The following is a 26928-nucleotide window of genomic DNA, read 5'->3' as shown; positions in this document are numbered from 1 at the left end:
GCTGTTATAGTCTCGTGGGCTCGGAGATGTGTATAAGAGACAGGGCGGGCAGTTCGCCACCGGTGCCTTCGCCACGCTGCTCGCCACGCCCTGTTCCGCGCCCTTCCTGGGGACGGCGGTGGGCTTCGCGCTGTCCCGCGGGGCGCTGGAGGTGTTCGCCATCTTTGCCGCGCTGGGCGTCGGGCTGGCGCTGCCTTACCTGCTGATCGCCGCCTTCCCGCGCGCCGCGCGCCTGCTGCCGCGTCCGGGGCGCTGGATGGTGGCGCTGCGCCGGGTGCTGGGCGGGGCGCTGGCCCTGACCGCGCTGTGGCTGCTGTCGGTGCTGGTCGTCCAGGTGGGTGAGGTTCCGGCGCTGGCCGTCGCCGTGCTGATGGGCGGGCTGGTCGCCGCGCTGTGGCTGGGCCGCCGGATGGCGGAGACGGCGCGCTGGGCCGGGGCGGCGCTCGCCGGGCTGCTGGCCCTGGTGGCCTTCGCGGTTCCCGCTGTCTTCGGCCCTTCCGCCGGGGCGGCCCCGGTGGCCGAAAGCACGGCGGCGCGCTGGGCCGTCTTCGACGAGGCGGCGATCCGCGAGCAGGTGGCCGCCGGGCGCACCGTCTTCGTGGACGTCACCGCCGATTGGTGCATCACCTGTCAGGCGAACAAGAAGCTGGTGCTGAACCGCGGCACCGTCGCGCAGCGGCTGGAGGACGCCGGGACGGTGACCGCCATGCGCGCCGACTGGACCCGGCCGGACGAGAGCATCGCCCGCTATCTTGCCCGACACGGCCGCTATGGTATTCCCTTCAACATCGTCTATGGTCCGGGGGCTCCGGAGGGCATCGCGCTTCCGGAACTGCTGACCGAGGGCGCCGTTCTGGAGGCGCTCGACCGAGCGTCCGGCAAAAACAAAAGCTGAAACACAAAAAATTGGGAGTTCAGGAGACATGACCATTCAAGTGGGCGACGCCATCCCGTCCGTCACGCTGAAGCATCTGACCGACAACGGGATGCAGGACGTCACCACCGACGCGCTGTTCAAGGGCAAGACGGTGGTGCTGTTCTCGGTGCCGGGCGCCTTCACCCCGACCTGCTCTGCCAAGCATCTGCCGGGCTTCGTCCAGAAGGCCGAGGACCTGAAGGCCAAGGGCGTGGACGACATCGTCTGCCTCGCCGTCAACGACCCCTTCGTGATGCGCGCCTGGGGCGAGAAGAACGGAGTCGGCGGCAAGGTCACCATGCTGCCGGACGGCAACGCCGCTCTGACCCAGGCGCTGGGCCTGACAATGGACGGCACGGGCTACGGCCTCGGCCTGCGCGGCCAGCGCTTCGCCCTGGTCGCCAAGGACGGCAAGGTCACCCACCTCGCCGTGGAGAAGCCGGGCCAGTTCGAGGTGTCCTCGGCCGAAGCGGTGCTGGGCGCGCTGTAAGGCGGCAGGGCAACCCGGGGCGTCATTAAGCCCTCTCCCCTCTGGGGAGAGGGTGGCCCGTAGGGCCGGTGAGGGGGTTGCGCTTGTGCTGAACATACCGCCACGCGCAACCCCCTCACCCTGACCCTCTCCCCAGAGGGGAGAGGGGATGTTGAACATCTGCGGCCTCACCCCGCCTTCGTGCGGTCCCAGGTGGTGTCGGCCACGCCGCGTTCCCGCAGCTTGGCCTTCTGCACCTTGGCGGTCGGCGTCTTGGGGAAGGCGTCCACGATGTCGATGTAGCGGGGCTGGGCGTAGCGCGGCAATTCACGCTCGGCGAAGGCTGCCACGGTCTCCGGTGTCAGGGCGGCGCCCGGTGCGGCGACCAGAGCGACCATGATCTCGTCCTCCGCCCCCGGAATGCCCGCCGGCACGGCGTAGGCGGCGACCTCCGCCACGCCGTCCAGCCGCGACAGCACCGTCTCCACCTCGTAGGACGAGACGTTCTCGCCGCGGCGGCGGATGCAGTCCTTGATGCGGTCGACGAAGGTGACGTAGCCCTCGTCGTCCATCACCGCGGCATCGCCGGTGTGGAACCACAGGTTCCGCCACGCCTCCACCGTCTTGTCGGGCATCCGGTGATAGCCGGACAGGAAGCCGAAGGCGGCCTTCGGGCGCACCATGACCTCGCCGACCTGACCATGCAGCACCGGGATGTCGGTCTGCGGATCGCGGATCTCCACCTCGAAATAGCGGTCGTAGACCTTGCCGCAGGTGCCGGGGCGCGGCTTGCCCATCTCGGCGTAGAGCGGGATGTTCACCTCGGTCATGCCGTAGAGGCTGATGACGTCGCGGACGCCGAAGCGCTCGCGCAGCACTAGCTCGGTGTCCGCCGGGTTGGGAGCGGCGCCGACGAGGCGCAGGGGGTGGTCGCGGTCGTCCGGGCGCGTCGGCTGGGCCACTACGAAGGCGGTGACGGCGCCCAGCGAGTTGGTCACCGTGCAGCCATGGCGACGGATGTCGTCGAGCCAAGCGGAGGCGCTGAACCGCTCGCGCAGCACCGCCGACCCGCCGGAGATCATCGCGGCGTAGAGCTGCATGTAGAGTCCGTTGGCGTGGAACAGCGGCAGGCAGATGTAGAAGCGGTCCTCGTCGGTCAGCGCGAAATTGTCGATGGAGCCCAGCCCGAACAGGAAGCCGTGGCCATGCGGCATCAGCACGCCCTTCGACAGGCCGGTGGTGCCCGAGGTGTACATGATGCAGGCGTCGTCGCCGGCGCGGGGCAGGGGGCCATCGTAGGGGGCGGCGTCGCGCCAGCCCTCCAGCGCAGTGTGCGGCGATCCTTGGGCGGCGCCGGGCACCACGAGCCCGCGCAGGGCGGTCAGGCGTGGCGCAATGTCGGTGATGCGGTCGGCCAGGGCGGCGTCGACCACCGCCAGGGCGGCCCCGGCATTCTCAAGCTGGTGCTCCAGGAAGCCGCCCTTCAGCTCGGTGTTCAGCGCGACCATGACGGCGCCCAGCCGCCCCAGCCCCAGCCACACGCGCACGAAGTCCAGCCCGTTCGGCAGCATCACTGCCACTTTGTCGCCCGGCTTCACGCCCAGCCCGGCGAAGAAGCCGGCCACAAGGCCCGCCTGCTCCTGCGCCTCGGCGTAGGTGATGGAGTCTCCGTTGTTCTCTTTGCCGGCGATCATCGTGACGAAGGTCTTGCCGCCGCGTTCGGCGGCCTGATGGGCCAGCACCTCGGGCAGCACCCAGCGGGCTTCGTTCCGCAAATGCGGATACATCTCGGTCTCCTCCCAACGATCTTTCGTCGTTCGTTATCGGAGGGAGCCTAGCGGGACGGCGGGTCCGCCGTCCACAAACCCTTGAGGATGGTCGCCGTTCGCCGGGCGGGATCAGCCCCGCGCGGCCTGCCGGACGTCGGCGACGCCCTGGCGGGCCAACGCGTCGGCCCGCTCGTTCTCCGGATGGCCGGCGTGGCCGCGGACCCAGTGGAACTCGATCCGGTGCTGCCGCTTCGCCTCGTCCAGGCGCCGCCACAGATCCTCGTTCTTCACCGGCTTCTTGTCGGCGGTCTTCCAGCCACGGGCCTTCCAGCCGTGAATCCACTGGGTGATGCCGTTCTTCACATACTCGCTGTCGGTGTAGAGCCGCACCTCCATGGGCCGCTTCAGGGCTTCCAGCGCCTGGATGGCGGCCATCAGCTCCATGCGGTTGTTGGTGGTGGCCGGCTCGCCGCCGTACAACTCCTTCTCCACCCCGTTGTAGCGCAGGATGGCGCCCCAGCCGCCGGGGCCGGGGTTGCCGCTGCACGCACCGTCGGTGAAGATGTCGACGATCTTCGGGGCGCCGTCGCCGTTGTTCGCTGCGTCCGTCATGTCATCAGACCTGATAGCTGCCGCCGTCGTCGAGCGCGTAGTCGCCGAGCCCGCGGACGGTCTGGTGGAAGCGCAGCTTGCGCAGATATTCCAGCGGGTCCTTCGGGCGCACGAAGGCCCCCGGCGGATGGTTCAGCCAGTCGTAGAGGCGCGTCAGCAGGAAGCGCAGGGCGCTGCCGCGGCACAGCCAGGGCAGGGCGGCCAGCTCCGCCGGCGACAGGGGGCGGACCTTCTGATAGCTGGTCAGCAGCATCCGCGCCTTGGTGGCGTTGAACGACCCGTCAACCTCGAAGCACCAGGCGTTCATGCAGATCGCGATGTCGTAGGCCAGGAAGTCGTTGCAGGCGAAGTAGAAGTCGATCAGGCCGGACAGCCCGTCGCCGCGGAAGAACACATTGTCGGGGAACAGGTCGGCGTGGATGACCCCGGACGGCAGGCCGGCGGGCCAATTGGCCTCCAGCGCCGCAATCTCCGCCTCCAGCGTCGCGCGCAGGTCGCGGGCCACCTCGTCGGCGCGCGGCGCGCATTTGCCGGCAAGGTCCTTCCAGCCGTCCAGCGACAGGGCGTTGGGGCGCTCCATCCGGAAGTCGGCCACGGCCAGATGCAGGCGGGCCAGCGCCGTCCCCAGCTCCGCGCAGTGGTGCGGCGTGATGCGGCGCGGCCACATGCCGGCCAGGAAGGTGACGATTACCGCCGGACGCCCGGAAAGCTCGCGCAGGGCCTGCCCGTCCGTGCCCTGGACCGGCAGTGGGCAGGCGATGCCCTTGTCGGCCAGATGCTCCATCAGACCCAGGAAGAAGGGCAGGTCCTCCCGCCGGGTGCGCTTCTCGTAGAGCGTCAGGATGTAGGGGCCGCGCTCCGTCACCAGGAGGAAGTTGGAATTCTCCACCCCCTCCGCGATGCCCTTGCAGGACAGGACGGCGCCCAGATCGTACTGGGCGATGAAAGCGTTGAGCTCGTCGTCGGTGACTTCGGTGTATACGGCCATGCCAGCGCCTTACCGGGATTCGGGGCGCCGGTCAATGCCGCCGCAGCCGTTCACCCCTGGGCCGCTCACAGCGCTATGCCGTCGTAAAGCGCCGACAGGGGAAGCTCCGCTCCGATGGAGGCCAGCGGCAGCGTGGCGTCCTCGGTGAAATCCTCGACGATCCAGCGCCGTCCGTCGCGGCGCCACAGCTGCGCCCGGACGGCACGGCTGTCCACCAGCAGCACCTCCTGCACCGAGGGGATCTGCATGTAGTCGGGCACCTTGGTGCCGCGGTCGTGGCTGGCCGTGCTGTCCGACAGGATCTCGACCACAAGCACCGGATTCGGCGTCGAGCGCTGGCCGGGCTGGTGGGGCGAGCAGGTGACGGCGATGTCGGCCTCGTAAAAGCGGTCGGCGCGGTCTTCGCGTTCGATGGCGGCTTCCGACAGAACGCGGCAGGGCGGGCGCAACCGCCGCCGAACCTCGTAAACGACGTTCGCGGCGATCTGGCTGTGCGCCTGGGAGCACGCGTTCATCGCCTGCGGCCGCCCGCCGACCAGCTCGTAGCGCGTGTCCGGCTCCTGCCGGTCGGCCCAGGCGAGGAATTCGTCGATGTCCATCTTCCGGATGGCGGGCGCGCCCATGAACGTCTCCGTCGCGAAGGCCGATTCCCAGATTATGCGTCCGCCGGGACCGGACGGGAAGGGGCGCCGCCGTCCAGCAGCGGCTTCGGCAGCTTGAAGGTGATGTCCTCGAAGGCGGTGCGCAGCTCCTCCACCGTCACGGCGTAGCGGGCGCGGGCGGCCTCCATGACCTCCTCCACCAGCACTTCGGGGGCGGAGGCTCCGGCGGTGATGCCCAGCGTGGCGACTCCGTCCAGCGCCGACCAGTCGATGTCCGCCGCGCGTTGGACGAGTTGGGCGCGTTGGCAGCCGTGGGTCTTCGCCACCTCGACCAGCCGCTTGGAGTTGGAGGAGTTCGGCGCGCCCAGCACCAGCAGGGCGTCGACCTTCGGCGCGATGGCCTTCACCGCCTGCTGGCGGTTGGTGGTGGCGTAGCAGATGTCCTCCTTCTTCGGCCCGCCGATGGACGGGAAGCGGGCCTGGAGGGCGGCGACGATGCTCGCCGTCTCGTCCACCGACAGGGTGGTCTGGGTGGCGTAGGCGAGGTTCTCCGGGTCGTCCACCTGGACCGTCGCCACATCCTCCACCGTCTCCACCAGCACCACCGCGCCCTGGGGCAATTGGCCCATGGTGCCGATCACCTCCGGGTGGCCGGCGTGGCCGATCAGGACGATCTGGCGCCCCTCGTTGAAGTGGCGCTCGGCCTCGCGGTGCACCTTGCTGACCAGCGGGCAGGTGGCGTCGAGATAGAACAGGCCGCGCTGTTCGGCCGCCGCCGGGACCGACTTCGGCACGCCGTGGGCTGAGAAGACCACGGGCACGCCGTCGGGCACCTGATCCAGCTCGTCCACGAAGATGGCGCCCTTGGCCTCAAGGCTCTGCACCACGAATCGGTTGTGGACGATCTCGTGCCGGACATAGACGGGGGCGCCGAACCGCTCCAGCGCCACCTCCACGATCTGGATCGCGCGGTCCACGCCGGCGCAGAAGCCACGGGGGGCCGCAAGCAGGATGGTCAGGGGCGTCTGGGTCATGCGCGTCGTTCCGGTGTCTCGAAAAAGGGGTGTAGGGGTTCGTTCGTCGCAGCGGCGGCGTGGCCTTGTGCCGGCCCCACCGCTTCTCTAAAGTCGTGGCAGAACACACCCTTCCAACCGTTAGGCCAGACCGATGGACCGCCGCCGCGACCGTAATATAGGAACCCCAGCCCGGAAAAGCCCGCGGGCGCTTGCATTCGCGAGTCTGGGTGCAGGGTTCGGCGTCTTGGCGCTCACCGGCTGTTCCGGACTCGGGGGCGGATCGAACCCCGCGGCGGACGCGGCCCTGGCCTGCCCGAAGGTGTCCATCGTCCGCGATCTGGCGGAGGTCACCCAATTCCGCAATGGCGGCGGACGCGACCTGACGGACGTGACCTCCCGCGCGGCGCTGGCCGATTACTCCGGCAACTGCGACTACACCAGCGACGGCGTCACGGTGAACGTGAACGTCTTCCTGATCGCGGAGCGCGGGCCGGCCATGCAGGGCAACACGGCGAACTACCGCTACTTCGTCGCCGTCGCCAAGCCGGGCGAGGAGGCGCCGACGACCAAGACGGAGTTCGACACCTCCGTCACCTTCGATGCCGGCAAGCTCCGCTCCGGCAGCCGCGAGGAGCTGGCGCCGAAGATTCCGCTGCCCAAGGACGCCAACGGCAAGGACTGGAAAATCTTCCTGGGCTTCCAGCTGACGCCGGAGCAGCTGGCTTTCAACCGGGCGCAGATGAAGCAGTAAGTGGATGGAAAGGACCTGTTCCAGTGGGGCGTTCTGGATCTGTTCTGTTGGATTTTCTGCACATTGCTGCGGTATGGAAGCTCTCATGTGCAGATTGGTTTCAGACGGCGGCTGACGGTTGCCGGGCGAACTTTGGGAGCGTATGACGCCATTGCTGCCGAAGTGCCCATCGCACCTGTTTGGCTTTCACAATCCACGGGTTCCCGACGGGCGGCCATGGATGCCATGGGCTTAGTCCTGCGGACCGGCAAACGGTGGCAGGCCTTCGCCTTCCGCTGTATTCGCGAGTGAATTGATGACGGGGTGTCGATGCTGTGGTCGGCATCGACTGAAGTTGGCTGGCGGTGGACGATACGATGACCATGGCGCCCTTGGGGGGCTGGTTCCCACCCAACCGGTCGCGGCATACCGACTCGGACCACTGCCGTCTGGCCAGAAAGGTCGATGGAAGCATCGTTCCCGGAAGCGGCTGGTATGCCGTTTCCGGGAACTTTGAGAGCGTGTTATGCTGCCGGCTTTTCAAGGAGTGACAAGCAGTCCAGATCCTTATCCATCGGAGAGTCTCCCCAATCCATTAGAACCTGCTCCACTACATTGAGACCGGAGCGAATAGCCGCGTGTTTGAAAAGTGGGGCGGACATGAAGTTGCGCCAGTGAGGGTTCTCTTGGTAGGTGTTGCCAGGCTGCCTGTCATTGTTGGAGTGGTGGATGAGGGCTTTTCCTCCTGGGGAAAGTACGCGCGAGAACTCCTTTATATAGGAAATGACGTCGTCGTATTCGAAGTGGACCATCGCGTCGTATGAAATAATTGCTGTCAGGCTATTGTCGGCAATGTGCGATAGCTTGCAGCCGTCGTTCACGAAGCAATGAACCCTTGCATCGTCAGCAAAGCGCTTGCGGCAATGGGCTATATTGCTTTTGTTAATATCCACTAAGTACAGCGCTGTTGGCGACCTCAATTGGAGTATCTGAGCTGAATGACGACCGCGTCCACACGCCAAGTCCATGGCCACGTCGCAGTCAAGCTCAGAAAATAGTCGGAAGAACGGGGTGGCCTCCCCCCAGAATCCTGTAAGGCCTTTCTCGTTGTCCCAATCATCGTAGTATGGGGATTCCTCCCAATCTGCTCTGATGTTCTCTCTGTGCATGCTTGAGGGGCGAGTATATTCGTGCAGATCTCTAGCGAGAGAAAGCTGGAGGTTTTCAATTATATCGAGTCTTGATGAAATGGTATTAAGAATTTCTTTATTGAACCTGCGCTCTAGTGAATTATCTAAAATGCTTAGTTTTTCTGATAATGTATTAGTATTATTTATTATTTCTTCATTGGCAGTATTGAGTTTTTGAATATCGCTCTCTATATCAGGGAGGCTTTGCAAATTCCTAATGAGTCTAACTGTTGTTTTAATTTTTCGAATCATGCTTTGCATCCTCCGCTGACTGCATGGTGCTATTCGCACCGGTTTACGCTGCCATTTTCATAAAAGACGCAAGAACTGTCTCCATTGAATAGCAGATAGCGAGCTTGTTAGCCAAGCGAGGCCGCGGTCGCAAGCGAGAATCGCGCAGGCCTTGCAACTCCGGTTTCTTTGGCGCCCCAAGCCAGCCTCGGACCAGTCCCGGTTTCCCCATTTCGCGCGGCGATGGGCAGTGATGCGGCTTCCCAGCTGTCAAGGCCTTCGCCACCGGAGTGGGGCAAGGCGAGGCCTCCGTCAAAACGCCGCTTACCATGGCCTGGAGCAGTGGGCAGGCGGAAGATCCGATCAACAAGCTGGAGTTCATCAAGCGCCAGTATGGACGCTCAAACTGCGTCGCCGTGTCCTCCTTACCGCCTAATCCCCGCTATATGGGAGGGGGTCGGAAAATGGGGGTCATCTCACCGTCGTCAGCCTGAGGCCGGAGGCCAAGCTTATCCATGCGCTGATTGACATTCCCAAAGGTCTCGGTAGGTTAGATCGCACAAGCCGACGATCCCTCGCGGGAGAGATCGCGGGCCGGGGGCCAGGACACTGGATGCCGGTCTGCGGCGCCGAAGGAGCAACCGCCCCGGAAACTCTCAGGCAAAAGGACCGCAAGGGGGATAAGGCAACTCTGGAAAGCAGCTTCGTCCGCGCATGGCGGGCGACGGCTCACCGAAGGAGTAAACCGGTCGTTGGGGGTTGGACCCCGCCGGTGAATCTCTCAGGTCCAGGACAGAGGGGGCAGGACTCGCGCCAATCCCGGCGCGGGTTGTGCGACCCTATGTCGGAGGACCCGCGTGACCGAGGCTTCTGAGTCCCCCAAGAAAACGCCGCTGCACAGCCTCCATCTGGAGCTGAAGGGCAAGATGGTGCCCTTCGCCGGCTACGACATGCCGGTGCAGTACCCGCTCGGCATCCTCAAGGAACACCAGCACACCCGCGCCAAGGCCGGGCTGTTCGACGTGTCGCACATGGGGCAGGTGCGCCTGACCGGCGAGGACCCGGCCGCCGCGCTGGAGTCGCTGGTTCCCGGCGACATCAAGGGGTTGGCCCGTGGGCGCATGCGCTACACGCTGTTCCTGAACGAGCAGGGCGGCATCCTGGACGATTTGATGGTCACCAACGCCGGCGACCACCTGTTCCTGGTCGTCAATGCCGCCCGCAAGGATCACGACGTCGCCCACATGCGCGAGCGGCTGAAGGGCAAGGCCGAGGTGGAACTGCTGGACGACCTCGCCTTGATGGCCCTGCAGGGGCCGGAGGCCGCGGCGGTGCTGGGGCGCTTCATCCCCGAAGCGGCCACCATGAAGTTCATGAGCTACTTGCCGGCCACCTTCGACGGCATCCCGGTCATCATCACCCGCTCCGGCTACACGGGCGAGGACGGCTACGAGATCTCCTGCGACAAATCCGATGCCGAGACCATCGCCCGCGCCCTGCTGGCCGAGGGCGAGGTCGAGGCCATCGGGCTGGGGGCGCGCGATTCGCTGCGCCTGGAGGCCGGGCTCTGCCTCTACGGCCACGACATCGACGAGACGACGACTCCGGTCGAGGCCGGCCTGGAATGGGCGCTGTCCAAGCGCCGCCGGGAAGAGGGCGGCTTCCCCGGCTACGCCATCATCAAGGACCAGCTCGCCAACGGCGCCCCGCGCCGCCGCGTCGGCCTCCAGCCGGAAGGCCGCCAGCCGGCCCGCGAGCACACCGACGTCTGCGACTCGGACGGCCGGAAGATCGGCGAGGTGACCAGCGGCGGCTTCGGCCCCACCGCCTCCGCCCCGGTCGCCATGGGCTATGTGGACCGCGCGCACGCCGCCGTGGGCACGCCGGTTCAGCTCATGGTCCGCGGCAAGCCGCTGGCCGCCAAGGTCGCCGCCATTCCCTTCGTGCCGCAGCGCTACTACCGCGGCTGAGAATCACAAAACCGTTTCGAACAGGGGACAATCATGACCATCAAGTACACCAAGGACCATGAGTGGGTCCGCGTCGAGGGCGATGTCGGCACCGTCGGCGTCAGCGACCACGCCCAGCACCAGCTCGGCGACGTCGTGTTCGTCGAGCTGCCGGACGTCGGCCGCCAGCTCGCCCAGGGCAAGGAAGCCGCCGTCGTGGAGTCGGTGAAGGCCGCCAGCGACGTGTTCGCCCCGGTCTCCGGCGAGGTGATCGAGGCCAACGCCGATCTGGAGAACGACCCGTCGCTGGTGAACGCCGGGGCCGAGACCACCGGCTGGTTCTTCAAGCTGCGCCTCAGCAACCCGGCGGAGCTGGACGGGCTGATGGACGAAGCCGCCTACAAGGCCTTCGTGGAAGGGCAAGCCTGAGATGCGTTACCTGCCCCTGACCGAGGCCGACCGGCGCTCCATGCTGGAGGCCATCGGCGTGCCGTCGGTGGACGAGCTGTTCCGCGACGTGCCCGAGGCGGCCCGCCTCTCCGGCCCGATCAAGGGGCTGTCCAACCATATGGGCGAGCTTGAGGTCGATCGCGCCCTGTCGGCGATGGCGGGGAAGAACCTGCCCGCCGGCAGCGTGCCGAGCTTCCTCGGCGCCGGCGCCTACCGCCACCACATCCCGGCGACGGTGGACCATCTGGTGCAGCGCGGCGAGTTCCTGACCGCCTACACCCCCTACCAGCCTGAGGTGAGCCAGGGCACGCTGCAGGTCCTGTTCGAGTTCCAGACCCAGGTCTCGCTGCTGACCGGCATGGACGTCGCCAACGCCTCCATGTACGACGGCGCGACCGCCTGCGCGGAAGCCGTGATGATGGCCAACCGCGTCACCCGCCGGAAGAAGGCCGTGCTGTCCGGCGGCCTGCACCCGCATTACCGCGACACCACGACGACCGACGCCCGCTTCATCGGTTTCGAGACGGTGGTGATGCCGCCGGCCCCGACGGGCGGCGAGGACCTGCTGGCTGCGGTCGACGGCGACACCTCCTGCGTCGTCGTGCAGAATCCCGACGTGTTCGGCCATGTCCGCGACTACACGGAGCTGGGCAACGCCTGCCAAGCCAAGGGCGCCCTGCTGATCGTCGTGGTGACGGAGGCCGTGTCGCTCGGCCTGCTGACCCCGCCGGGCGAGATGGGCGCCGACATCGTGGCGGCGGAAGGCCAGTCGCTGGGCAACGCGCTGAACTTCGGCGGCCCCTATGTCGGGCTGTTCGCGGTGAAGGAGAAGCTGGTCCGCCAGATGCCGGGCCGCCTCTGCGGCCAGACGGTGGACGCCGACGGGCGGCGCGGCTTCGTGCTGACGCTGTCGACGCGCGAGCAGCACATCCGCCGCGAGAAGGCGACCTCGAACATCTGCACCAACTCCGGCCTGTGTGCGCTGGCCTTCTCCATCCACCTCAGCCTGCTCGGGGAAGAGGGCTTCACCCGGCTCGCCGAGATCAACCACGCCAAGGCCGTGCAACTGGCCGACAAGCTGGCGGCGGTGACGGGCGTCGAGATCGTCAACGACAGCTTCTTCAACGAATTCACCGTCAAGCTGCCAAAGCCGGCGGCGGAGGTCGTGGAAGCTCTCGCGCAACGCGGCATCCTGGGCGGTGTGCCGGCCTCCCGCCTGTTCGGCGGCGGGCTCGACGACCTGCTGATTGTGGCCGCCACCGAGACCAACACCGAGTCCGACATGGACGCCTTCGCCACCGCCCTCGCCGAGGTTCTGTGATGAGCATGAACAACCAGGGTCGCCCGACCGGCATCCAGAATTCGGACAGCGCCGTTCCGGAGACCGTCACCGGCAACCGCGGCCTGCAGATCGAGGAGCCGTTGATCTTCGAACAGGACAGCGCCGGGCGTTGCGGCGTGGACCTGCCCGAGGTCCCGGCGGTGGGCTCGCGTCTGGGTTCCGTCAAGCCGCGCGGCCGGATCGGCCTGCCGGGCCTCGCCGAGCCGCAGGTGGTCCGCCACTACACCCGCCTGTCGCAGAAGAACTACGCCATCGACAGCGGCCTGTACCCGCTGGGCTCTTGCACGATGAAGCACAACCCGCGCCTAAACGAGAAGATGGCTCGGCTGCCGGGCTTCGCCGACGTGCACCCGCTCCAGCCTGAAAGCACGGTGCAGGGGGCGCTGGAGCTGATGGCGGAGCTGGGCCGCTGGCTCGCTACGCTGACCGGAATGGCGGCGGTGACGCTGGCCCCGGCGGCCGGTGCGCACGGCGAGATGTGCGGCATCATGGCGATCCGCTCCGCCCATGACGCCAAGGGCGACAAGGGCCGCACGAAGATCCTCGTCCCCGAAAGCGCCCACGGCACCAACCCGGCGACCGCCGCCGCCTGCGGCTACGCCGTCGAGGCGATCCCGGCGACCGAGGACGGGCGCGTCGATCTGGCGGCGCTGAAGGCCAAGCTCGGCCCTGACGTCGCCGGCCTGATGCTGACCAACCCGAACACCTGCGGCCTGTTCGAGCGCGACATCATCACCATCGCCGAGGCGGTGCACGCGGCGGGCGCCTATTTCTACTGCGACGGCGCCAACTTCAACGCCATCGTCGGGCGGGTGCGTCCGGCCGACCTCGGCATCGACGTGATGCACATCAACCTGCACAAGACCTTCTCCACCCCGCACGGCGGCGGTGGTCCGGGCTCCGGCCCGGTGGTCTTCGCGGAGTCGCTGGCCCCCTTCGTCCCGGTGCCCTACGTGGTGCAGGACAAGGACGGCGCCTTCCGTCTGGTGGAGCAGGCCGGCGACGGCCCGGCCTTCGGGCGGATGAAGGCGTTCCACGGCCAGATGGGCATGTTCGTCCGCGCGCTCGCCTACATGATGAGCCACGGCGCCGACGGGCTGCGGCAGGTGGCGAACGACGCGGTGCTGAACGCGAACTATCTGCTGGCCCGTCTTCAGGACGTGATGACGCCCTCCTTTGACGGGCCGTGCATGCACGAATGCCTGTTCGACGACCGCTTCCTGAAGGGCACGGGTGTGACCACGCTCGACATCGCCAAGGCGCTGATCGACGAGGGCTTCCACCCGATGACCATGTACTTCCCGCTGGTCGTGCACGGCGCCCTGCTGATCGAGCCGACCGAGACGGAGTCGAAGGCCAGCCTGGATCAGTTCGTCACCGCTTTGCGCGCCCTGGCGGAGCGGGCCAAGTCCGGCGACGTGGCCTATTTCCAGGGCGTCCCGCGCCTGACCCCGCGCCGCCGCCTCGACGAGACCGCCGCGGCGCGCAAGCCGGTGCTGCGGTGGACGCCGACGGTGGAGCCGGAGACGGTCGCGGCGGAGTAGGGTTTTGCCCGAATTTCCCTCTCCCCTCCGGGGAGAGGGTCAGGGTGAGGGGGCGCCCGAAGGGCGGAAACGCAGCCTCATTGCAGGGCATTTCCGGCCTGCGGCCGCCCCCTCATCCTAACCTTCTCCCCAGAGGGGAGAAGGGATTGGGTTCTTACCGCTGATCCAGCTTCACCTCGATCCGCCGATTCCGCGCCAGCGCCTCGTCGCTGGTGCCGGGGTCGAGCGGCTGATATTCGCCGAAACCGGCGGCGGCCAGACGGTCCGCCGGAATTCCCTGGTCGATCAGGTACTTCACCACCGAGATCGCGCGCGCCGCCGACAGCTCCCAGTTCGAGGCGAACTGGATGCGCACCGGGCGCGCGTCGGTGTGGCCGTCCACGCGCAGCACCCAGTTGATGTCCGGCGGGATGGTCCGGCCGATCTCGATCAGCGTGCGCGCCAGTTCCGCCAGCCGCTGCTTGCCGGCCTCCTCCAGAGTCGCGGAGCCGGAGGGGAACAGCAGCTCCGACTGGAAGACGAAGCGGTCGCCGACGATGCGCACGTCCTGCCGATTGCCCAAAGCCTCGCGCACCCGTCCGAAGAACTCGGAGCGGTAGCGGGCGAGGTCCTGCACCTTGGCGGCCAGCGCCTGGTTCAGCCGCGAGCCGAGTTCGGCGATCTGGACCTGCTGCTCCTCCGCCTTCTTCTCCGAGATTTCCAGCACGGCGCCGATGCGGGCGAGTTGCTCGCGCAAGGCGGCCATCTGCCGGTTCAGCAGGTCGACCTGCTCGTTCGCCTTGCCAGTCGCGCCCTGCTCGGCGGACAGGGAAGCCATCAACTCAGTGATTCGGATGTCGCGCTTCTCGATGTCCTTCTGCGCGAGCATCGTCTTCTCGTCGGCGCTGGCGAGCCGCGTTTCCAGCGCCTTGGACCGGTCGCGTTCCCCGCCAAGCTCGGCCAGCAGGGCTTGACGCTGCTCTTCGGTCAGGCGCTGCTGAGCGGCGGCTGCGGCCAGCTCGCCCTCCAGCTTGGTCCGGGCTTCGCGCAATGCCTTCAGATCGGCCTGGAGGCTGGCGGCTTCGGCCAGCTTCAGCTCGATGGTTTCCTTGTCGGCGCGGATCGTGCGCTGCAACTCCTCCGCCGCGCGGGTGGCGTGGTCGAGGTCGCCCTGGAGCGTGGCGATGCGGCCGGTCATGGTGTCCCTCGCCACCACGGAGCCTTGAAGCTCCGCCGAGAGCTGGGCGACGTTGATGCGGAGGTCGGCGTTGGCGTCCCGCTCCAGCGCCAGCAGGTCGTTCAGCTCCGCCACCTTGCGGTTCAGGCTGCCGAGTTGCTCGTCACGCCCGGTCAGGGCGGTCGCCATGTAGAACTGGGCGACGACGAAGATCATCAGCAGGAAGATGACCACCATGACGAGGGACGACAGCGCGTCCACCCATCCGGGCCATGCGCTGGCCTCACGGTGGCCGTTGCGGCGGCTGATGCTGGGCATGGCGGGGTGTCCCTCCGGACGGACAGGGGGTAGGCGTCAGCGCCGTTCCGATCAGCGCTGTTCCGATTCCTCGGCCAGGGCGGCGATGGTGCGGGCCAACAGCTTGATCTCGCTGCGGATCTCCTGCACCGCCTGGACCCGGCCCGTGGACGACTCCTCGACCATGCGGGCGAGGTAGATGTCCATGTTGCGCAGATGCTGGCGCGAGGCGTCGTCGAAGCCGCCGATGGCCGCGTCGGACAGCCGGTCGAGCAGTCCCTTCATCTCAAGCTGGCTCTCGCCCAGCCGCAGGAGAAGCTGCTGTTCGGCGCGCATCTGGTCGGTCAGCGTGCTCAGCCGTTCGGTCAGCGCCATCAGATTGGCGTTGGCCGAGCGGCGGCCTTCCTCGGCGGTGGCGACGGTGCGCTGGAGCGAATCGAGGTTCTCCGCCGTCTGCTCCAGAAGCGCCGTCAGATAGGCCGGCATCGACTGGTCGCCGGTCTCCAGGCTGCCGCCGGCCCCGCTGGAAAGGCGGGTGGCGCCGGACAGCCAGTCCTCAACGTCCTGGAAGAAGCGGTTGTGCGCTTGGCTGGCCTGAAGCTCCAGGAAGCCCAGCACCAGTGAGCCCGCCAGACCGAACAGCGAGGAGCTGAAGGCCGTGCCCATGCCGGTCAGCGGCGCTTCCAGCCCGTGTTGGAGGTTGCTGAACATCGCCCCGACGTCGCCGCCCTGCACCGACAGCCCCCCGATGACCGAGCCGACCGACTGCACCGTGTGCAGCAGGCCCCAGAAGGTGCCGAGCAGGCCGAGGAAGATCAGCAGACCGATCAGGTAGCGCGACAGCTCCCGCGACTCGTCCAGCCGCGAGGCGATGCCGTCGAGCAGCGAGCGCATGGACAGCGCCGACAGGGTCAGCCGCCCGCGCCGTTCCCGCAGCATGCGCGCCATCGGGGCGAGCAGCACCGGTTCCGGCGCGGCGACGGCCGGGTTACCGGACTGGAAATGCTCCAGCCACGCCACCTCGGGCCGCAGCATCAGCACCTGGCGGAAGATGAACAGGATACCGGCGAGCAGCGTGCCGAGGATCAGCCCGTTCAGCGCCGGGTTGTTCATGAAGGCGGCGCGCAGGGCCGGGAACAGCAAGGCCGTCACGCTTCCCACGACCACCAGGAAGAGGATCATCCGTGTCAGGAAGCGCTCCGGGCGCGTCATCGGGGAAGGCTCCTCAAGAGGCTGGGACGACGGGGCGATGGCGGCCATGGGCACTCTCGTCCAGGGGAAGGGGCAGGCTGTACGGGTTACAGAGAGCAGCTCACTGGTTCAGGAACTCCACGTCCAGCCGATCCGGCGCGCCGCCGGCCGCCTCCATGCCCAGGGCGCGGATGTCCACGCGCGTGCTGGCGATGCCGGCGGTGCCAAGGCGTTCACGGACGGCCAAGGCGCGGGCCAACGACAGCTGCCGCGCCTCGCGCGCCGTCTCCGGCGTGCCGCTGGCGTAGGAGCGGATTTGCAGGCGAAGCTGCGGATTGGCGTTCAGGCGCTCCGCAATGGTGCCCAGACGCGTCTGGGCCGGTTCGGGCAAAGCGGTGGCGGGGCCGTCGAACAGCACCGTCAACGGCTCCATCCGGGGCAGGGCCGGCGCCGCAGGCGCTTTCGGAGTCGGCGGCGGCAGGGCGGCGGTCTGCGTCCGGTCGGGCGGCGGAGGTGCCGCCGGCCGGTTGGAGGCCGGGACCGGCGGTGCGCCTTCCGGCAGGGCCGGCGGCGGCGGGGTCGGGCCGACCGACATTTGCGGCAGATCCGGCGCCGTCATCAGGGTCGGAGCCCGGAAGACCGGCGGGGCCGGCGGGGCCGGCGGCGGGAAGATGTCGGGCCGCGGCGGGATCGGCAGCGGCTGCGCGTTCTCCAGCGTCAGGCCACCCGCATTGGCGGCGTTGGCCGGGGCCGGGGCGGCGGCGCTGGTCAGGGGCGGCGCGGTGCCCGGCGAGGAGCAGGCGGTCACGGCCATGGACAGAGCCACGGCCGTGGCGGCGGAGAGGACGCGCAAGGGAGCCCGCTGCCCGACGGGGGCGTTTGGAGAACGGCTCATGCGTCCGACAATCCTCATGGTGACCAGCGCGTTGTTCCCAGTGACACGGAAAAGCGTTGGTACCATAGCCCTTCGATCGGCGTAGGGACAACGCCCTTTGGGCCGCGCGGCGTGTTTCCCCACCAAAGCGCGGCCCCTGCTACCCCAACGTCATGAAGGGCTTATGGCTCGGCCGGAGGTCAGCCCTGACCGGCGTCCGCCGCCCCGGCGGGAGCGGAGCGCACCTTGCGTTCCGTCGCACCGCGCAGGATCTTGGCGATCGGCAGGTGGAAGTGGGCGTTGGCCGCCAGGATTGTGCCGCCGAACACCGGGTTGCGCCCGCCGCCGATCTCACCGACGAAGCCGCCGGCCTCGGTCACCAGAAGCTGGCCGGCCGCAGCGTCCCAGGGGGCGAGACCGCGCTCCCAGTAGCCGTCGTAGCGGCCCGCCGCGACGTAGGCGAGGTCGAGCGAGGCGGCGCCGAAGCGGCGGATGCCCGCGACTTCCTTCATCAGGGCCTCGGCTTCCACCAGGAAGCCGGCATGGTCACCGCGGCCCTTGAAGGGGATGCCGGTGGCGATCACCGCGTCGGCGAGGTTGCGGCGCTCCGACACGCGCAGGCGCTGGTGGTTCAGGAAGGCGCCCTGGCCCTTTTCGGCCCAGAACATCTGGTCGTGCACCGGCTCGTACACGACGCCGGCGACGATCTCGCCGTTCTTCTCCGCGGCGATGGAGATCGCCCAATGCGGGATGCCGTGCAGGAAATTGGTGGTGCCGTCCAGCGGATCGACGATCCAGCGGGCGGTCGGGTCGCTGCCCTTGCTGGCGCCCGTCTCCTCCATGAGGAAGCCGAAATCCGGGCGGGCCTTCTGCAGCTCTTCGCGCAGCAGCTTTTCCGCCTTCATGTCGGCGGCGGACACGAAGTCCGCCGGGCCCTTGCGCGACACCTGGAGGTGCTCGACCTCGCCGAAGTCGCGGACAAGGCCGCGGGCCGCCTTTTCGGCGGCGCGGACCATCACGTTGATAAGGGCGGAGCGGGTGGCCATGGGCGTGCTTTATCTCGTGCGGAACCGGAAAAAGAATACACCGGCCCCTGCCTTAAGCGAGAGCCGGTGCGCAGAAAATCAGTCAGGACGGTCAGTCCTTGGCGCGCTCGACATACTCGCCGGTCTGGGTGTCGACGACGACGCGGGTGCCCGACTCGATGTGCGGCGGCACCAGGATCGACACGCCGTTCTCCAGCTTCGCCGGCTTGTAGGAGGAGGAGGCCGTCTGACCCTTCACCACCGGGTCGGCCTCGGTGATCTGCAGGGTGACCTTGCCGGGGATCTCGACGCCGAGCGGCGCGCCTTCGAAGGACTGCACGGTGACTTCCATGCCGTCCTGCAGGAACACCTTCTGGTCGCCGATGATCTCGCCGGGGATGGCGGTCTGCTCGTAGCTTTCCTTGTCCATGAAGGTGTAGCTGTCGCCTTCGGCGAACAAGAAGGTCATCTCGTGCTCGTCCAGGCGGGCGCGCTCGACCGTCTCCTGGGTGCGGAAGCGCTCGATCGACTTGTTGCCGGTGCGCACATCCTTCATTTCAAGCTGGATGAAGGCGCCGCCCTTGCCGGGCTGGACGATAGCGGTCTTCGTGATGACCCAGAGCTTACCGTTATGCTCCAGCACATGGCCGGGACGCATCGTGTTGGCGTTGACCTTCATGACATACTCGTGATTTCCAGGAGACAGGCGGCGCGGAACCTAGCAGCTTGCCGGGCTGGTGGCAACGCCGGGTGGGGCTCATTCAGCGTTCTGCGCCTTCTTTGTCCGTTTTCGCCACCGTTCCCACTCTGCTAAGCAGCGTCATCGCTCCGTCAGTGAAGGCCATCATGTCCCCCGTCACGCCCGCCTGGGCTCCCGAGAGCTTCGCCCGCCGCCGCCCCCATCTGGCCGTGCGCGGCCGCGTGCTGGGCGCCGTCCGCCGCTTCTTCGAGGAGAACGCCTTCCTGGAGGTGGACACCCCGGCGCTCCAAGTCTCGCCGGGGATGGAGCCGCATCTCCAGGCCTTCGCGACGGAGCTGGTGGGGCCGCACCCCGACGACCGGCGGCGGCTGCACCTGCACACAAGCCCGGAATTCGCGATGAAGAAGCTGCTGGTGGCCGGGCTGCCGCGCATCTACCAGATCGCCCATGTCTTCCGGAACGGCGAGCGGTCGGCCACCCACGCGCCGGAATTCTCCATGCTCGAATGGTACCGGGCGGGGGAGGGCTACCGGGCGCTGATCCGCGACTGCGAGGATCTGGTGCGGGAGGCCGCCGTCGCCGCCGGGCGGACACGATTCGAGTTCCGCGGCATGACCTGCGATCCCTTCAAGGAGTGGCGGGTGCAGACCGTGCAGGACGCCTTCCGGGAGTATGCGGGGTTCGACCTGCTGGAGACCTTCGACGGCACACACGACCCCGATCCGGCCCCGCTGGCCGCTATGGCGCGGGGCATCGGCATCCCGCCGCACGACGGCGACCGTTGGGAGGACATCGTCTTCCGCATCATGTTCGACCGGATCGAGCCGCATCTGGGCATGGGTGTGCCCTGCGTGCTGACCGACTATCCGGTCTGCATGGCCGCCCTGTCGCGCCCCAAGCCGGAGGACCCGCGGCTGGCCGAGCGGTTCGAGCTGTACGCCTGCGGCCTGGAACTCGCCAACGCCTTCGGCGAACTGACCGACGCCCGCGCCCAGCGTGCCCGCTTCGAGGCCGACATGGACCTGAAGGAACGCATCTACGGCGACCGCTTCCCGGTGGACGAGGACTTCCTCGCCGCGCTGGAGCACGGCATGCCGGAATGCAGCGGCATCGCGCTGGGCTTCGACCGGCTGGTCATGCTGTGCAGCGGGGCGGAGAGTATCGACGAGGTGCTTTGGCTGCCGGTGGCGGGGGGCTGAGGCCGTCCGCCACCGGCTTCGGCGGCCTCAGGCGGTGACGTCGATCACCACGCGGCCGCGGACCTGCCCGGCGAGGATCCGGCCGGCCAGTTCCGGCAGCTTCGACATCGGCTCCACCGTGTACATGGCCTTCAGGTGGTCCTTGTCGAGGTCGCGGGCCAGCCGCGCCCAGGCGCGTTCGCGCCGCGCCGCCGGGGCGGCGACCGAGTCGATGCCGATCAGCGTGACGCTGCGCAGGATGTGCGGCAGGACCGTTCCGGGCAGGTCGGCGCTGCCCGCCAGCCCGCAGGCGGCGATGGCGCCGCCCCAGACGGTCTGCGACAAGGCGTTGACCAGCATGATGCCGCCCACCGAATCGACGCCGCCGGCCCAGCGTTCCTTCTGGAGCGGCGGACCCTTCTCCTGAAGGGCCGCGCGGTCGATGAAGCCGGTGGCGCCCAGGCCGGACAGATATTGGTGGGTTTCGGGCCGTCCGGTGGAAGCGGTGACCGGATAGCCGGCCTTGGCGAGCAGGGCGACCGCGACGGAACCGACGCCGCCGGCCGCTCCGGTGACCAGAACCTCCTTGCCGCCGGGCTGGATCGTGCCCCAATCCTCCAGCGCGTCGACGCAGAGCGCCGCGGTGTAGCCGGCGGTGCCGATGCCCATCGCCTCCTCCGGCGAGAAGGCGTCGGGCAGACGGGTCAGCCATTCCGGCTTCACGCGCTGGAACCGGCTGTAACCGCCCCACTGGGTTTCCGACAGGCCCCAGCCGTTGACGATGACGGTGTCGCCGGCCTTCCAGTCGGCGGAGCGCGACTCCACGACCCTCCCGGCGAGATCGATGCCGGCGACCATCGGCAGTTTGCGGGCGATCCGGCCCTTGCCGGAGACGGCGAGGCCGTCCTTGTAGTTCAGAGTGGAATAGGCGACCTCGACCAGCACGTCATGGTCGGGCAGGTCGGCAAGGCTCAGCGGCTTGAAGCCCCCCTTGGGCTTGCCGTCGGCGTCCTCGATGACGAAGGCGGTGAAGGTGTCGGCCATGCGGATTCCTCTCCCGGGACGGGTTCTTGATTGGGGAAAAGCCTAGCACGGACGCGGCGATGGACAAGAGGCGGGGACGGTGAAGCGAACGGGCGGCGCCCGCGCGCTCCACCGGGGTGCGGATCAGAAGGTGATCTTGGTCTGGAGCGCGATCACGTCCACATGGGCCTTGTAGTCGGCGGACAGGTTGCCGCGGAAGGCGTCGCTGCCCGTCAGGTTGTCGCGCAGGTCGATCTTGGCCTTGTTGGCGAAGATGTGGCTGTAGCCGATGTCGGTCCGGATGTTGTCGGTGACCTGGTAGCCGGCGCCGATCGACACCCAGTAACGGTCCTCGTCCGGAATGCGCGGCGTGCGGTACTGGTCGGTGACCGGGGTCTGGTCATAGGCCACTCCGAAGCGCAGGGTCAGCTTCTCGTTCCACTTGTAGGCGGCGCCCAGCGCGAAGAACCAGGAGTCGTCCCAGTTCTCGTCGGTCACGGTGTCGGTGCGCAACGGGTTGCGGTAGCGGATGCGCAGCTCCTTGAAGCGCGACCAGTTGGTCCATTGCGCGTCGGCCATCACGGCGAAGGAACTGGTCAGCTCGTGATAGGCGCCGAAGGAGATGATATCCGGCGTGGCGACCTTGGCCCGCACCGGCGAATTGGCGAAGCTGGCGCGCAGCGCCGGGACGGCGGGAACGCCTTCGAACTTCGAATCACCGTCCAGTTCGTGGAAGACGGAGGAACGGTAGGAGACGCCGAAGCGGGTGCCCTTGACCGGCTCGTACAGCATGCCGGCGGTGAATCCGAAGCCCCAACTGTCGCCCTTGACCTCGCCCACGCCATCGCGCGAGCCGGGCGCGATGGGGACGCCGGTGGCCGCCAGGATGGAGCCGAAATCCACCGCTTGGCTCAGCCGGGCCTTGGCGTATTGGAGCTGCAGGCCGCCAGCGATGGTCAGGTCCGGCATCAGCCGGTAGGACACGGTCGGGGAGATGTTGATCGTCAGCAGGCTGGAATGGATGCCGTGGTAACGGCCGGTCCAGCTTTCCGGATAGTCGGTGGACAGGCCCCAGGGCGCGGTGATGGCGAGGCCCAGCTTCACGTCCGGCGACACCGTGTAGGCCAGATAGCCCGACGGAATCACCGCGTCCATGCCGATGTCGCCGGGGTCGGAGGTGCCCTGGATGGTGCTGCCGCCCAGCCGCGTGGCGCGGGTGCCGCGGGCGTTGCTGGTCTTCGAGGTCGGGAACACGCCGCTCAGCACGCCGACCGCCTGATTCCCCTCGATGCTGCCCAGCGCTGCCGGGTTGAAGAACAGCGCGGTGGCGTCGCCCATGCCGTTGGCGGTGGCGCCTGCGAAGGAGGTGCCCTGACCGGAGGCGCTCTGTTCCTTCAGCAGATAGCCGGCGGCGCCGGCCGGCAGCGGCGCCGCGATGGCGATGGCCGCGGCGGCGGCGAGCAGGTTCCCCTTCAGTGACCAATTGGACATGCGTTTCTCCCCAATTTCGTTATTTGACGCAATGATACACACATTGACGTTAACGTAAAGTGGACCCGCTGAAAAAATGTTGGACCAACAAACCATGCGTCCGGAGATACGCTTTGGACAGGGAAATGCCCGCCACGGTCGATTCGCCGCGGGCTGGAAATGTGGAAATCAGAAGGTGCTCAGCCCAGCCAGCCGGCGACCATGGCCATGCCCGCGCCGATCACGCTCTGGGCGTCCGTCCAGATCAGCTTCGCCGTGATGGCGATGGAGGCGACGACCAGCATGGGCCGCACGATGGCCGCGCCGTTGCGGATGACCATATGGGCGCCGATCTGCGCGCCGATCATCTGGCCCACCCCCATCAGCAGCCCGGCCAGCCAGGCGATCTGACCGCCAGCCAGGAAGAACAGCAACGCGGCGATGTTGCTGGTGAAGTTCAGCACCTTCGTGTGGGCGGTCGCCTTGCGCAGGTTGAAGCCGAGCAGCGAGACGAAGGCGATGGCGAAGAAGGTGCCGGTGCCAGGCCCGAAGAAGCCGTCGTAGAAGCCGATCCCCGTCCCGGCGAGCAGGGCGAAGCCGCGCTCCCCGATGCGCTGCTGCGCGTCGATCTCTCCGGCTTTCGGGGAGACGAGCAGCCAGATGGCGATGCCGATCAGCAGCACCGGGATGACGTTGCGCAGGAATCCCGGATCGATCATCTGGACAATGATGGCGCCCGCCGCGGAGCCGGCGAAGGTGCAGGCGATCATCACCGCCATGTCGCGCGGCTTGACCTCGCCACCGCGGGTGAACTTCACCGCGGCGGAGAGGGAGCCAAAGCTGGATTGCAGCTTGTTCGTCGCCAGCGCCTGCGCGGGCGACAGACCGGCCCAGAGCAAGGCGGGGAGGGTCAGAAGCCCGCCGCCCCCGGCAATGGCGTCGACGAAGCCCGCGACAAGGCCGACCGCGAACAGCGCGGACAGCGTCTCGATGGAAAGGAGATCCATGATTCGGCGGCGGCCTTCGTTACCCCTCGGCCGCGGCGATGGCGGCGTTGAACGCCTTCACGGCGGCGCCCGGCCCATCGGGATGATTCCACACGGCGCCGACCACGGCCAGGAAATCGGCCCCGGCGCTCACCAACGGCCCGCAATTCTCCTGGGTGATGCCGCCGATGGCGACGCAGGGGACCTCCATCAGCTCCGACCACCACCGGAGCAGCTCCGGCTCCGCCTTGAATTCGGCGTCCTTGGTGGTGGTGGGGAAGAAGGCGCCGAAGGCGACGTAATCGGCCCCGGCCTCGCCCGCTTCCATGGCAAGATGGCGGCTGTCGTGGCAGGTCACGCCGACGATGGCGTCGTTGCCGACGATCCGCCGCGCCTGGGCGTAGGGCGTGTCCTTCTGCCCGACATGCACGCCGTCGCAGCCGGTCTCGCGGGCCAGTTCGGGATGGTCGTTCAGGATGAAGGCCACCCCGCGCTCCTGGGCGATCGGGCGCAGGGCGTCGCAGGCCCGGCGCACGGCGTCGTCGGAGCAGTCCTTCAAACGCAACTGGACGCAGGCGACATCGCCCGCGTCCAGCGCTTCGGTCAGTTTCGGCGCAAACGCCGCCGGTTCCAGGACCGGCGGCGTCACGAGGTAGAGCCGACAGGCGGTTTCGGTCACCCGAGGCGATCCTTACTCTTTGCCCTGGTAGATCTTCATGATCCGATCGAGCAGCTTCAAAGCTTCGTCGCGCGGGCGCTGGAAGGCGTTGCGGCCGATGATCGAGCCGTTGCCGCCGCCGTCGCGGATCGCGCGGGCATCCTCGAACACCGCGTCCTCGCCCTTGGTCGCGCCGCCCGAGAAGACCACGATGCGGCGGCCGTTGAAGGCGCACTGCATGATGTGGCGGACGCGGTCGGCCTGGGTGGCGATCGGGATGTTCTTGGACTCGTAGACCTTCCTGGCCTCCGCCTGCTCCAGATGGGCCGACGGCAGCTTCACCTTGATGATGTGGGCGCCGAGCAGGGCGGCCATGTGGGCGGCGTAGCCGATCACGTCGATGGCCAGTTCACCCTCCTTGGAGACGGTGCCGCCGCGCGGGTAGGACCACAGAACGGTGGGCAGGCCGACCGACTTGGCCTCCTTCGACAGCTCGCGGATCTCCTCGTACTGGTCGTACATGGCGTCCGAGCCGGGGTAGATCGTGAAGCCGATGGCCGAGCAGCCGAGGCGCAGCGCGTCCTGCACCGAGGCGGTCACCGCTTGGTCGGCGTTCTCCTTCTGGCGCGACAGGCTGTTGGCGCTGTTCATCTTGAGGATCAGCGGGATCGAGCCGGCGAAGGTCGAGGCGCCGGCCTCCAGCGACCCCAGCGGGGCGGCGTAGGCGTTGCAGCCGGCGTCGATGGCGAGCTGGTAATGGTAATGCGGGTCGTAGCCCGGCTCGTTCGGCGCAAAGCTGCGCGCCGGGCCGTGCTCGAAGCCCTGGTCGACGGGGAGGATCACCAGCTTGCCGGTGCCGCCCAGCTTGCCTTCCATAAGAATGCGGGCAAGGTTGGCCTTGACGCCCGGGGTGTCGCTTTCGTAGTTCGCAAGAATTTCCTTAACACGACGAGTGAGCTTCATCTGGCTCTTCCCCTTGGGGTTTCTGTCGGAAATGCGGCCCTCATAGCCCAGCGCGGGACTCTTTGCAACGTCGGCAGGGGTGTAACGCGGCCTCCCGCGGCGCCAAAAGGGCCTATCCGAGAGGTCGGATTCAGAATTCTCCCAAAGGCGAGGCGAACGTCGTGCAACAGCCTTTTGTTGTCACAGCACGGATTGGACGATGATGTAGAGGCCGTAGCCCGCCCCCACCGCCACGGCCCAAGCCCCGGCGGCCAAGCCGGCCCAGACGACGAGGAGCCGGGCGCCGCGGATCTTCTCCACCTGAGGCGCGGGAAAGCGCGCGCCGCGCGGAAGCCCGTCCGGCCTCTCCGGATGGAGCGGGGCGGAGTCCTCGCCCTTCAGCGGTGTGGCGTCCGCCTGGGGCCGCAAAGGCGTGGTCGTGGTCATGGGGGTGGTACCGCATCGTGATGATGAAATCATCATACACCACTTTTGATCGTGCGGATTTGGGGAAAAAGCGGTATCGCCTTGGGACTATTCCGTGACATGGGCATTGTCTTGCCCGCTTAGCCAGTTCCGGCAGGCGCGCCAGGGATCGCGGGCACTGCGCAGGTCGAGCGCTTCGGGAAGCGCCGTCAGCAGGCAGGCGCCGCGCTGCGCGGCGATGTCGCCCAGCCGCTCCGCGACGTCCAGCCGTCCGGTGAACAGGATCGCACCGATCCCGGCGGACAGCGCGCCCAGGGCATCGCCGGGCCGGTCGGCGCAGTCAAGCACCGCGGTCATTGCAGCCGATGGATGCCGGGCAGTGGCGCGGGCGACAACCTCGCGAAACCAGCCGGCCCCGGCGGAGGCCGCCCCACCGGGTGCGCTGACAAGCAGAAGGGGAACGCCGAGGTCCGTCGCAACGGCGCAGGCGGCGTCGGCGTCGTTCAGGCCGTGGATGCGGATGGGGCGGCTGTGCGCGGGCATGGCGGTCATGACGGGAAAATCCGAGTGGGCATTTCCCCATCCCCATGCCGGGAATTGAGGCAGGTCAAACCGCCGGGGCGGAGGCGAGGCTATCCTTCCACCCCACGCATCCCTGGGGTCGCCGCCGATGATGGACTATAAGGGCTACAAGGCCCAGATCGATTTCGACGACGATGCCGGCATCTTCGTCGGCGCCGTCATCAACACGCGCGACGGCATCACCTTCACCGGCCGCTCGGTCGATGAGCTGCGCAGGGCCTTCCGCGAGGCTGTGGACGATTATCTGGCGATGGCTTGCGACATGGCGGGCAACACCGAGCAGCCCTATTCGGGCAAGCTCGCCATCCGCGTCAACCCGATGCTCCACCGCGCCATCGCCACCTGTGCGGAACGCGAAGGCAAGAGCGTTGCAGCCTGGGTCGCCGATCAGCTGGCGCAGGCCACGGGCATCAACGCTGTCAAGGCGGGGTGACCGAATTCCGGCGGGAAACACGCCGGCGAACAGGATGACGGACATGAAAAAAGGGCGCCCCGTTCAGGGCGCCCTTTCTCTTTGGCCGCAAGCCGCGGGTGGCTTACTTGGCGTTGGCCATGGCGACGGCGGTGTCGCTCATGCGGTTGGAGAAGCCCCACTCGTTGTCGTACCAGGTC

Annotated in this window: 27 protein-coding genes, 1 pseudogene and 1 riboswitch; of the genes and pseudogenes, 10 read left to right on the top strand and 18 right to left on the bottom strand. The window is 67.7% G+C overall.

Going from position 1 to position 26928, the window contains the following annotated elements:
- The first annotated feature begins 28 nt into the window (after nucleotides 1-28).
- Complete coding sequence (locus tag Q4I23_RS13255) at nucleotides 29-895, top strand: protein-disulfide reductase DsbD family protein (RefSeq protein WP_498526517.1); 867 nt, start codon at nucleotides 29-31, stop codon at nucleotides 893-895.
- A gap of 28 nt (nucleotides 896-923) precedes the next feature.
- Nucleotides 924-1406 (top strand): peroxiredoxin, encoded by a 483-nt coding sequence (locus Q4I23_RS13250; protein WP_038527122.1) that lies wholly within the window; start codon nucleotides 924-926, stop codon nucleotides 1404-1406.
- A 167-nt stretch (nucleotides 1407-1573) separates the two neighbouring features.
- On the opposite strand, the gene Q4I23_RS13245 is transcribed toward Q4I23_RS13250, so the two are convergent.
- The 5 genes from Q4I23_RS13245 to ispH form a co-directional block, all read right to left on the bottom strand.
- The gene (locus Q4I23_RS13245; RefSeq protein ID WP_498526516.1) at nucleotides 1574-3172 is read right to left on the bottom strand and encodes an AMP-binding protein; all 1599 of its coding nucleotides are present in this window, start codon (nucleotides 3170-3172) and stop codon (nucleotides 1574-1576) included.
- A gap of 111 nt (nucleotides 3173-3283) precedes the next feature.
- A complete protein-coding gene (rnhA, locus tag Q4I23_RS13240; protein ID WP_454018651.1) occupies nucleotides 3284-3766 on the bottom strand; it encodes a ribonuclease HI in 483 nt (160 codons plus the stop codon).
- 4 nt (nucleotides 3767-3770) lie between these two features.
- A complete protein-coding gene (locus Q4I23_RS13235) occupies nucleotides 3771-4754 on the bottom strand; it encodes a homoserine kinase (protein ID WP_454018650.1) in 984 nt (327 codons plus the stop codon).
- 65 nt (nucleotides 4755-4819) lie between these two features.
- Nucleotides 4820-5377 carry a Uma2 family endonuclease gene (locus tag Q4I23_RS13230; RefSeq protein WP_498526515.1) on the bottom strand — a complete coding sequence of 186 codons (558 nt, stop codon included), beginning with the start codon at nucleotides 5375-5377 and terminating at the stop codon, nucleotides 4820-4822.
- Nucleotides 5378-5409: 32 nt separating this feature from the next.
- Nucleotides 5410-6390, bottom strand: a complete 981-nt coding sequence (ispH, locus tag Q4I23_RS13225; RefSeq protein ID WP_498526514.1) for a 4-hydroxy-3-methylbut-2-enyl diphosphate reductase — start codon at nucleotides 6388-6390, stop codon at nucleotides 5410-5412.
- Between the two features lie 226 nt (nucleotides 6391-6616).
- Here ispH and Q4I23_RS13220 point away from each other — a divergent pair, with 226 nt between their 5' ends.
- Nucleotides 6617-7123, top strand: a complete 507-nt coding sequence (locus Q4I23_RS13220) for a hypothetical protein (RefSeq protein WP_454018647.1) — start codon at nucleotides 6617-6619, stop codon at nucleotides 7121-7123.
- A gap of 142 nt (nucleotides 7124-7265) precedes the next feature.
- Nucleotides 7266-7387 (top strand): annotated as a pseudogene (locus Q4I23_RS13215) (IS5/IS1182 family transposase); the annotation flags it as partial.
- Nucleotides 7388-7626: 239 nt separating this feature from the next.
- On the opposite strand, the gene Q4I23_RS13210 reads toward Q4I23_RS13215, so the two are convergent.
- Entirely contained in the window at nucleotides 7627-8544 is a 918-nt protein-coding gene (locus tag Q4I23_RS13210; RefSeq protein WP_498526513.1) for a class I SAM-dependent methyltransferase, read from the bottom strand.
- Nucleotides 8545-9091: 547 nt separating this feature from the next.
- Nucleotides 9092-9205, top strand: a riboswitch (glycine riboswitch).
- Between the two features lie 175 nt (nucleotides 9206-9380).
- Here Q4I23_RS13210 and gcvT point away from each other — a divergent pair.
- From gcvT to gcvPB, 4 genes are read left to right on the top strand one after another with little or no spacing between them, the layout of a single operon-like run.
- Complete coding sequence (gene gcvT, locus Q4I23_RS13205) at nucleotides 9381-10493, top strand: glycine cleavage system aminomethyltransferase GcvT (protein ID WP_498526512.1); 1113 nt, start codon at nucleotides 9381-9383, stop codon at nucleotides 10491-10493.
- A 33-nt stretch (nucleotides 10494-10526) separates the two neighbouring features.
- Complete coding sequence (gene gcvH / locus Q4I23_RS13200; RefSeq protein ID WP_038527146.1) at nucleotides 10527-10901, top strand: glycine cleavage system protein GcvH; 375 nt, start codon at nucleotides 10527-10529, stop codon at nucleotides 10899-10901.
- A gap of 1 nt (nucleotide 10902) precedes the next feature.
- Complete coding sequence (gene gcvPA, locus Q4I23_RS13195) at nucleotides 10903-12243, top strand: aminomethyl-transferring glycine dehydrogenase subunit GcvPA (protein WP_454018644.1); 1341 nt, start codon at nucleotides 10903-10905, stop codon at nucleotides 12241-12243.
- On the top strand, nucleotides 12243-13808 hold the full coding sequence (gene gcvPB / locus Q4I23_RS13190) for an aminomethyl-transferring glycine dehydrogenase subunit GcvPB (RefSeq protein WP_498526511.1): 1566 nt from the start codon (nucleotides 12243-12245) through the stop codon (nucleotides 13806-13808). The genes gcvPA and gcvPB overlap by 1 nt, the downstream gene beginning before the upstream one ends.
- A gap of 154 nt (nucleotides 13809-13962) precedes the next feature.
- Here gcvPB and Q4I23_RS13185 read toward each other — a convergent pair whose 3' ends face one another.
- The 5 genes from Q4I23_RS13185 to efp form a co-directional block, all read right to left on the bottom strand.
- Nucleotides 13963-15282: a peptidoglycan -binding protein gene (locus Q4I23_RS13185; RefSeq protein WP_454018642.1), complete on the bottom strand. Its 1320-nt coding sequence runs from the start codon at nucleotides 15280-15282 to the stop codon at nucleotides 13963-13965.
- A gap of 51 nt (nucleotides 15283-15333) precedes the next feature.
- Entirely contained in the window at nucleotides 15334-16521 is a 1188-nt protein-coding gene (locus Q4I23_RS13180; protein WP_119510309.1) for a DNA repair protein RecN, read from the bottom strand.
- A 52-nt stretch (nucleotides 16522-16573) separates the two neighbouring features.
- Nucleotides 16574-17347, bottom strand: coding sequence for an OmpA family protein (locus Q4I23_RS13175; RefSeq protein WP_498526510.1), 774 nt, complete (start codon nucleotides 17345-17347; stop codon nucleotides 16574-16576).
- Between the two features lie 179 nt (nucleotides 17348-17526).
- Nucleotides 17527-18372, bottom strand: a complete 846-nt coding sequence (locus Q4I23_RS13170; RefSeq protein ID WP_109071271.1) for an inositol monophosphatase family protein — start codon at nucleotides 18370-18372, stop codon at nucleotides 17527-17529.
- 91 nt (nucleotides 18373-18463) lie between these two features.
- The gene (efp, locus tag Q4I23_RS13165; protein ID WP_014240821.1) at nucleotides 18464-19030 is read right to left on the bottom strand and encodes an elongation factor P; all 567 of its coding nucleotides are present in this window, start codon (nucleotides 19028-19030) and stop codon (nucleotides 18464-18466) included.
- 167 nt (nucleotides 19031-19197) lie between these two features.
- On the opposite strand from efp, the gene epmA reads away from it, so the two are divergent.
- Nucleotides 19198-20250, top strand: a complete 1053-nt coding sequence (gene epmA / locus Q4I23_RS13160) for an EF-P lysine aminoacylase EpmA (protein WP_498526509.1) — start codon at nucleotides 19198-19200, stop codon at nucleotides 20248-20250.
- A gap of 27 nt (nucleotides 20251-20277) precedes the next feature.
- Here epmA and Q4I23_RS13155 read toward each other — a convergent pair whose 3' ends face one another.
- The 7 genes from Q4I23_RS13155 to Q4I23_RS13125 all read right to left on the bottom strand — a co-directional run bounded on the left by Q4I23_RS13155 (nucleotide 20278) and on the right by Q4I23_RS13125 (nucleotide 26286).
- On the bottom strand, nucleotides 20278-21273 hold the full coding sequence (locus Q4I23_RS13155; protein WP_498526508.1) for an MDR family oxidoreductase: 996 nt from the start codon (nucleotides 21271-21273) through the stop codon (nucleotides 20278-20280).
- A 123-nt stretch (nucleotides 21274-21396) separates the two neighbouring features.
- Entirely contained in the window at nucleotides 21397-22743 is a 1347-nt protein-coding gene (locus Q4I23_RS13150) for an OmpP1/FadL family transporter (RefSeq protein ID WP_454018638.1), read from the bottom strand.
- Between the two features lie 179 nt (nucleotides 22744-22922).
- On the bottom strand, nucleotides 22923-23729 hold the full coding sequence (locus tag Q4I23_RS13145; RefSeq protein ID WP_454018637.1) for a TSUP family transporter: 807 nt from the start codon (nucleotides 23727-23729) through the stop codon (nucleotides 22923-22925).
- Nucleotides 23730-23748: 19 nt separating this feature from the next.
- Nucleotides 23749-24387 carry a thiamine phosphate synthase gene (gene thiE, locus Q4I23_RS13140; RefSeq protein WP_145699857.1) on the bottom strand — a complete coding sequence of 213 codons (639 nt, stop codon included), beginning with the start codon at nucleotides 24385-24387 and terminating at the stop codon, nucleotides 23749-23751.
- 12 nt (nucleotides 24388-24399) lie between these two features.
- Nucleotides 24400-25329 carry a class I fructose-bisphosphate aldolase gene (locus tag Q4I23_RS13135; protein ID WP_306711140.1) on the bottom strand — a complete coding sequence of 310 codons (930 nt, stop codon included), beginning with the start codon at nucleotides 25327-25329 and terminating at the stop codon, nucleotides 24400-24402.
- Nucleotides 25330-25509: 180 nt separating this feature from the next.
- Nucleotides 25510-25755, bottom strand: a complete 246-nt coding sequence (locus tag Q4I23_RS13130; RefSeq protein ID WP_454018636.1) for a hypothetical protein — start codon at nucleotides 25753-25755, stop codon at nucleotides 25510-25512.
- An 87-nt stretch (nucleotides 25756-25842) separates the two neighbouring features.
- Nucleotides 25843-26286 carry a hypothetical protein gene (locus Q4I23_RS13125; protein WP_498526507.1) on the bottom strand — a complete coding sequence of 148 codons (444 nt, stop codon included), beginning with the start codon at nucleotides 26284-26286 and terminating at the stop codon, nucleotides 25843-25845.
- A gap of 118 nt (nucleotides 26287-26404) precedes the next feature.
- On the opposite strand from Q4I23_RS13125, the gene Q4I23_RS13120 reads away from it, so the two are divergent.
- Nucleotides 26405-26749, top strand: a complete 345-nt coding sequence (locus Q4I23_RS13120; RefSeq protein WP_149163355.1) for a type II toxin-antitoxin system HicB family antitoxin — start codon at nucleotides 26405-26407, stop codon at nucleotides 26747-26749.
- Nucleotides 26750-26928: the final 179 nt, after the last annotated feature.

Source organism: Azospirillum sp. UFLA03-27 (assembly GCF_059803775.1).
This window is presented reverse-complemented; position numbering and strand designations above follow the sequence as displayed.

Excerpts from the sequence above, each read along its gene's own strand:
- Q4I23_RS13250 (WP_038527122.1), top strand. The coding sequence starts at position 924 with ATGACCATTCAAGTGGGCGACGCCATCCCGTCCGTCACGCTGAAGCAT.
- Q4I23_RS13245 (WP_498526516.1), bottom strand. The coding sequence starts at position 3,172 with ATGTATCCGCATTTGCGGAACGAAGCCCGCTGGGTGCTGCCCGAGGTG.
- rnhA (WP_454018651.1), bottom strand. The coding sequence starts at position 3,766 with ATGACGGACGCAGCGAACAACGGCGACGGCGCCCCGAAGATCGTCGAC.
- Q4I23_RS13235 (WP_454018650.1), bottom strand. The coding sequence starts at position 4,754 with ATGGCCGTATACACCGAAGTCACCGACGACGAGCTCAACGCTTTCATC.
- Q4I23_RS13230 (WP_498526515.1), bottom strand. The coding sequence starts at position 5,377 with ATGGGCGCGCCCGCCATCCGGAAGATGGACATCGACGAATTCCTCGCC.
- ispH (WP_498526514.1), bottom strand. The coding sequence starts at position 6,390 with ATGACCCAGACGCCCCTGACCATCCTGCTTGCGGCCCCCCGTGGCTTC.
- Q4I23_RS13210 (WP_498526513.1), bottom strand. The coding sequence starts at position 8,544 with ATGATTCGAAAAATTAAAACAACAGTTAGACTCATTAGGAATTTGCAA.
- gcvH (WP_038527146.1), top strand. The coding sequence starts at position 10,527 with ATGACCATCAAGTACACCAAGGACCATGAGTGGGTCCGCGTCGAGGGC.
- gcvPA (WP_454018644.1), top strand. The coding sequence starts at position 10,903 with ATGCGTTACCTGCCCCTGACCGAGGCCGACCGGCGCTCCATGCTGGAG.
- gcvPB (WP_498526511.1), top strand. The coding sequence starts at position 12,243 with ATGAGCATGAACAACCAGGGTCGCCCGACCGGCATCCAGAATTCGGAC.
- Q4I23_RS13185 (WP_454018642.1), bottom strand. The coding sequence starts at position 15,282 with ATGCCCAGCATCAGCCGCCGCAACGGCCACCGTGAGGCCAGCGCATGG.
- Q4I23_RS13180 (WP_119510309.1), bottom strand. The coding sequence starts at position 16,521 with ATGGCCGCCATCGCCCCGTCGTCCCAGCCTCTTGAGGAGCCTTCCCCG.
- Q4I23_RS13175 (WP_498526510.1), bottom strand. The coding sequence starts at position 17,347 with ATGAGCCGTTCTCCAAACGCCCCCGTCGGGCAGCGGGCTCCCTTGCGC.
- Q4I23_RS13170 (WP_109071271.1), bottom strand. The coding sequence starts at position 18,372 with ATGGCCACCCGCTCCGCCCTTATCAACGTGATGGTCCGCGCCGCCGAA.
- efp (WP_014240821.1), bottom strand. The coding sequence starts at position 19,030 with ATGAAGGTCAACGCCAACACGATGCGTCCCGGCCATGTGCTGGAGCAT.
- epmA (WP_498526509.1), top strand. The coding sequence starts at position 19,198 with ATGTCCCCCGTCACGCCCGCCTGGGCTCCCGAGAGCTTCGCCCGCCGC.
- Q4I23_RS13155 (WP_498526508.1), bottom strand. The coding sequence starts at position 21,273 with ATGGCCGACACCTTCACCGCCTTCGTCATCGAGGACGCCGACGGCAAG.
- Q4I23_RS13150 (WP_454018638.1), bottom strand. The coding sequence starts at position 22,743 with ATGTCCAATTGGTCACTGAAGGGGAACCTGCTCGCCGCCGCCGCGGCC.
- Q4I23_RS13145 (WP_454018637.1), bottom strand. The coding sequence starts at position 23,729 with ATGGATCTCCTTTCCATCGAGACGCTGTCCGCGCTGTTCGCGGTCGGC.
- Q4I23_RS13135 (WP_306711140.1), bottom strand. The coding sequence starts at position 25,329 with ATGAAGCTCACTCGTCGTGTTAAGGAAATTCTTGCGAACTACGAAAGC.
- Q4I23_RS13130 (WP_454018636.1), bottom strand. The coding sequence starts at position 25,755 with ATGACCACGACCACGCCTTTGCGGCCCCAGGCGGACGCCACACCGCTG.
- Q4I23_RS13125 (WP_498526507.1), bottom strand. The coding sequence starts at position 26,286 with ATGACCGCCATGCCCGCGCACAGCCGCCCCATCCGCATCCACGGCCTG.
- Q4I23_RS13120 (WP_149163355.1), top strand. The coding sequence starts at position 26,405 with ATGATGGACTATAAGGGCTACAAGGCCCAGATCGATTTCGACGACGAT.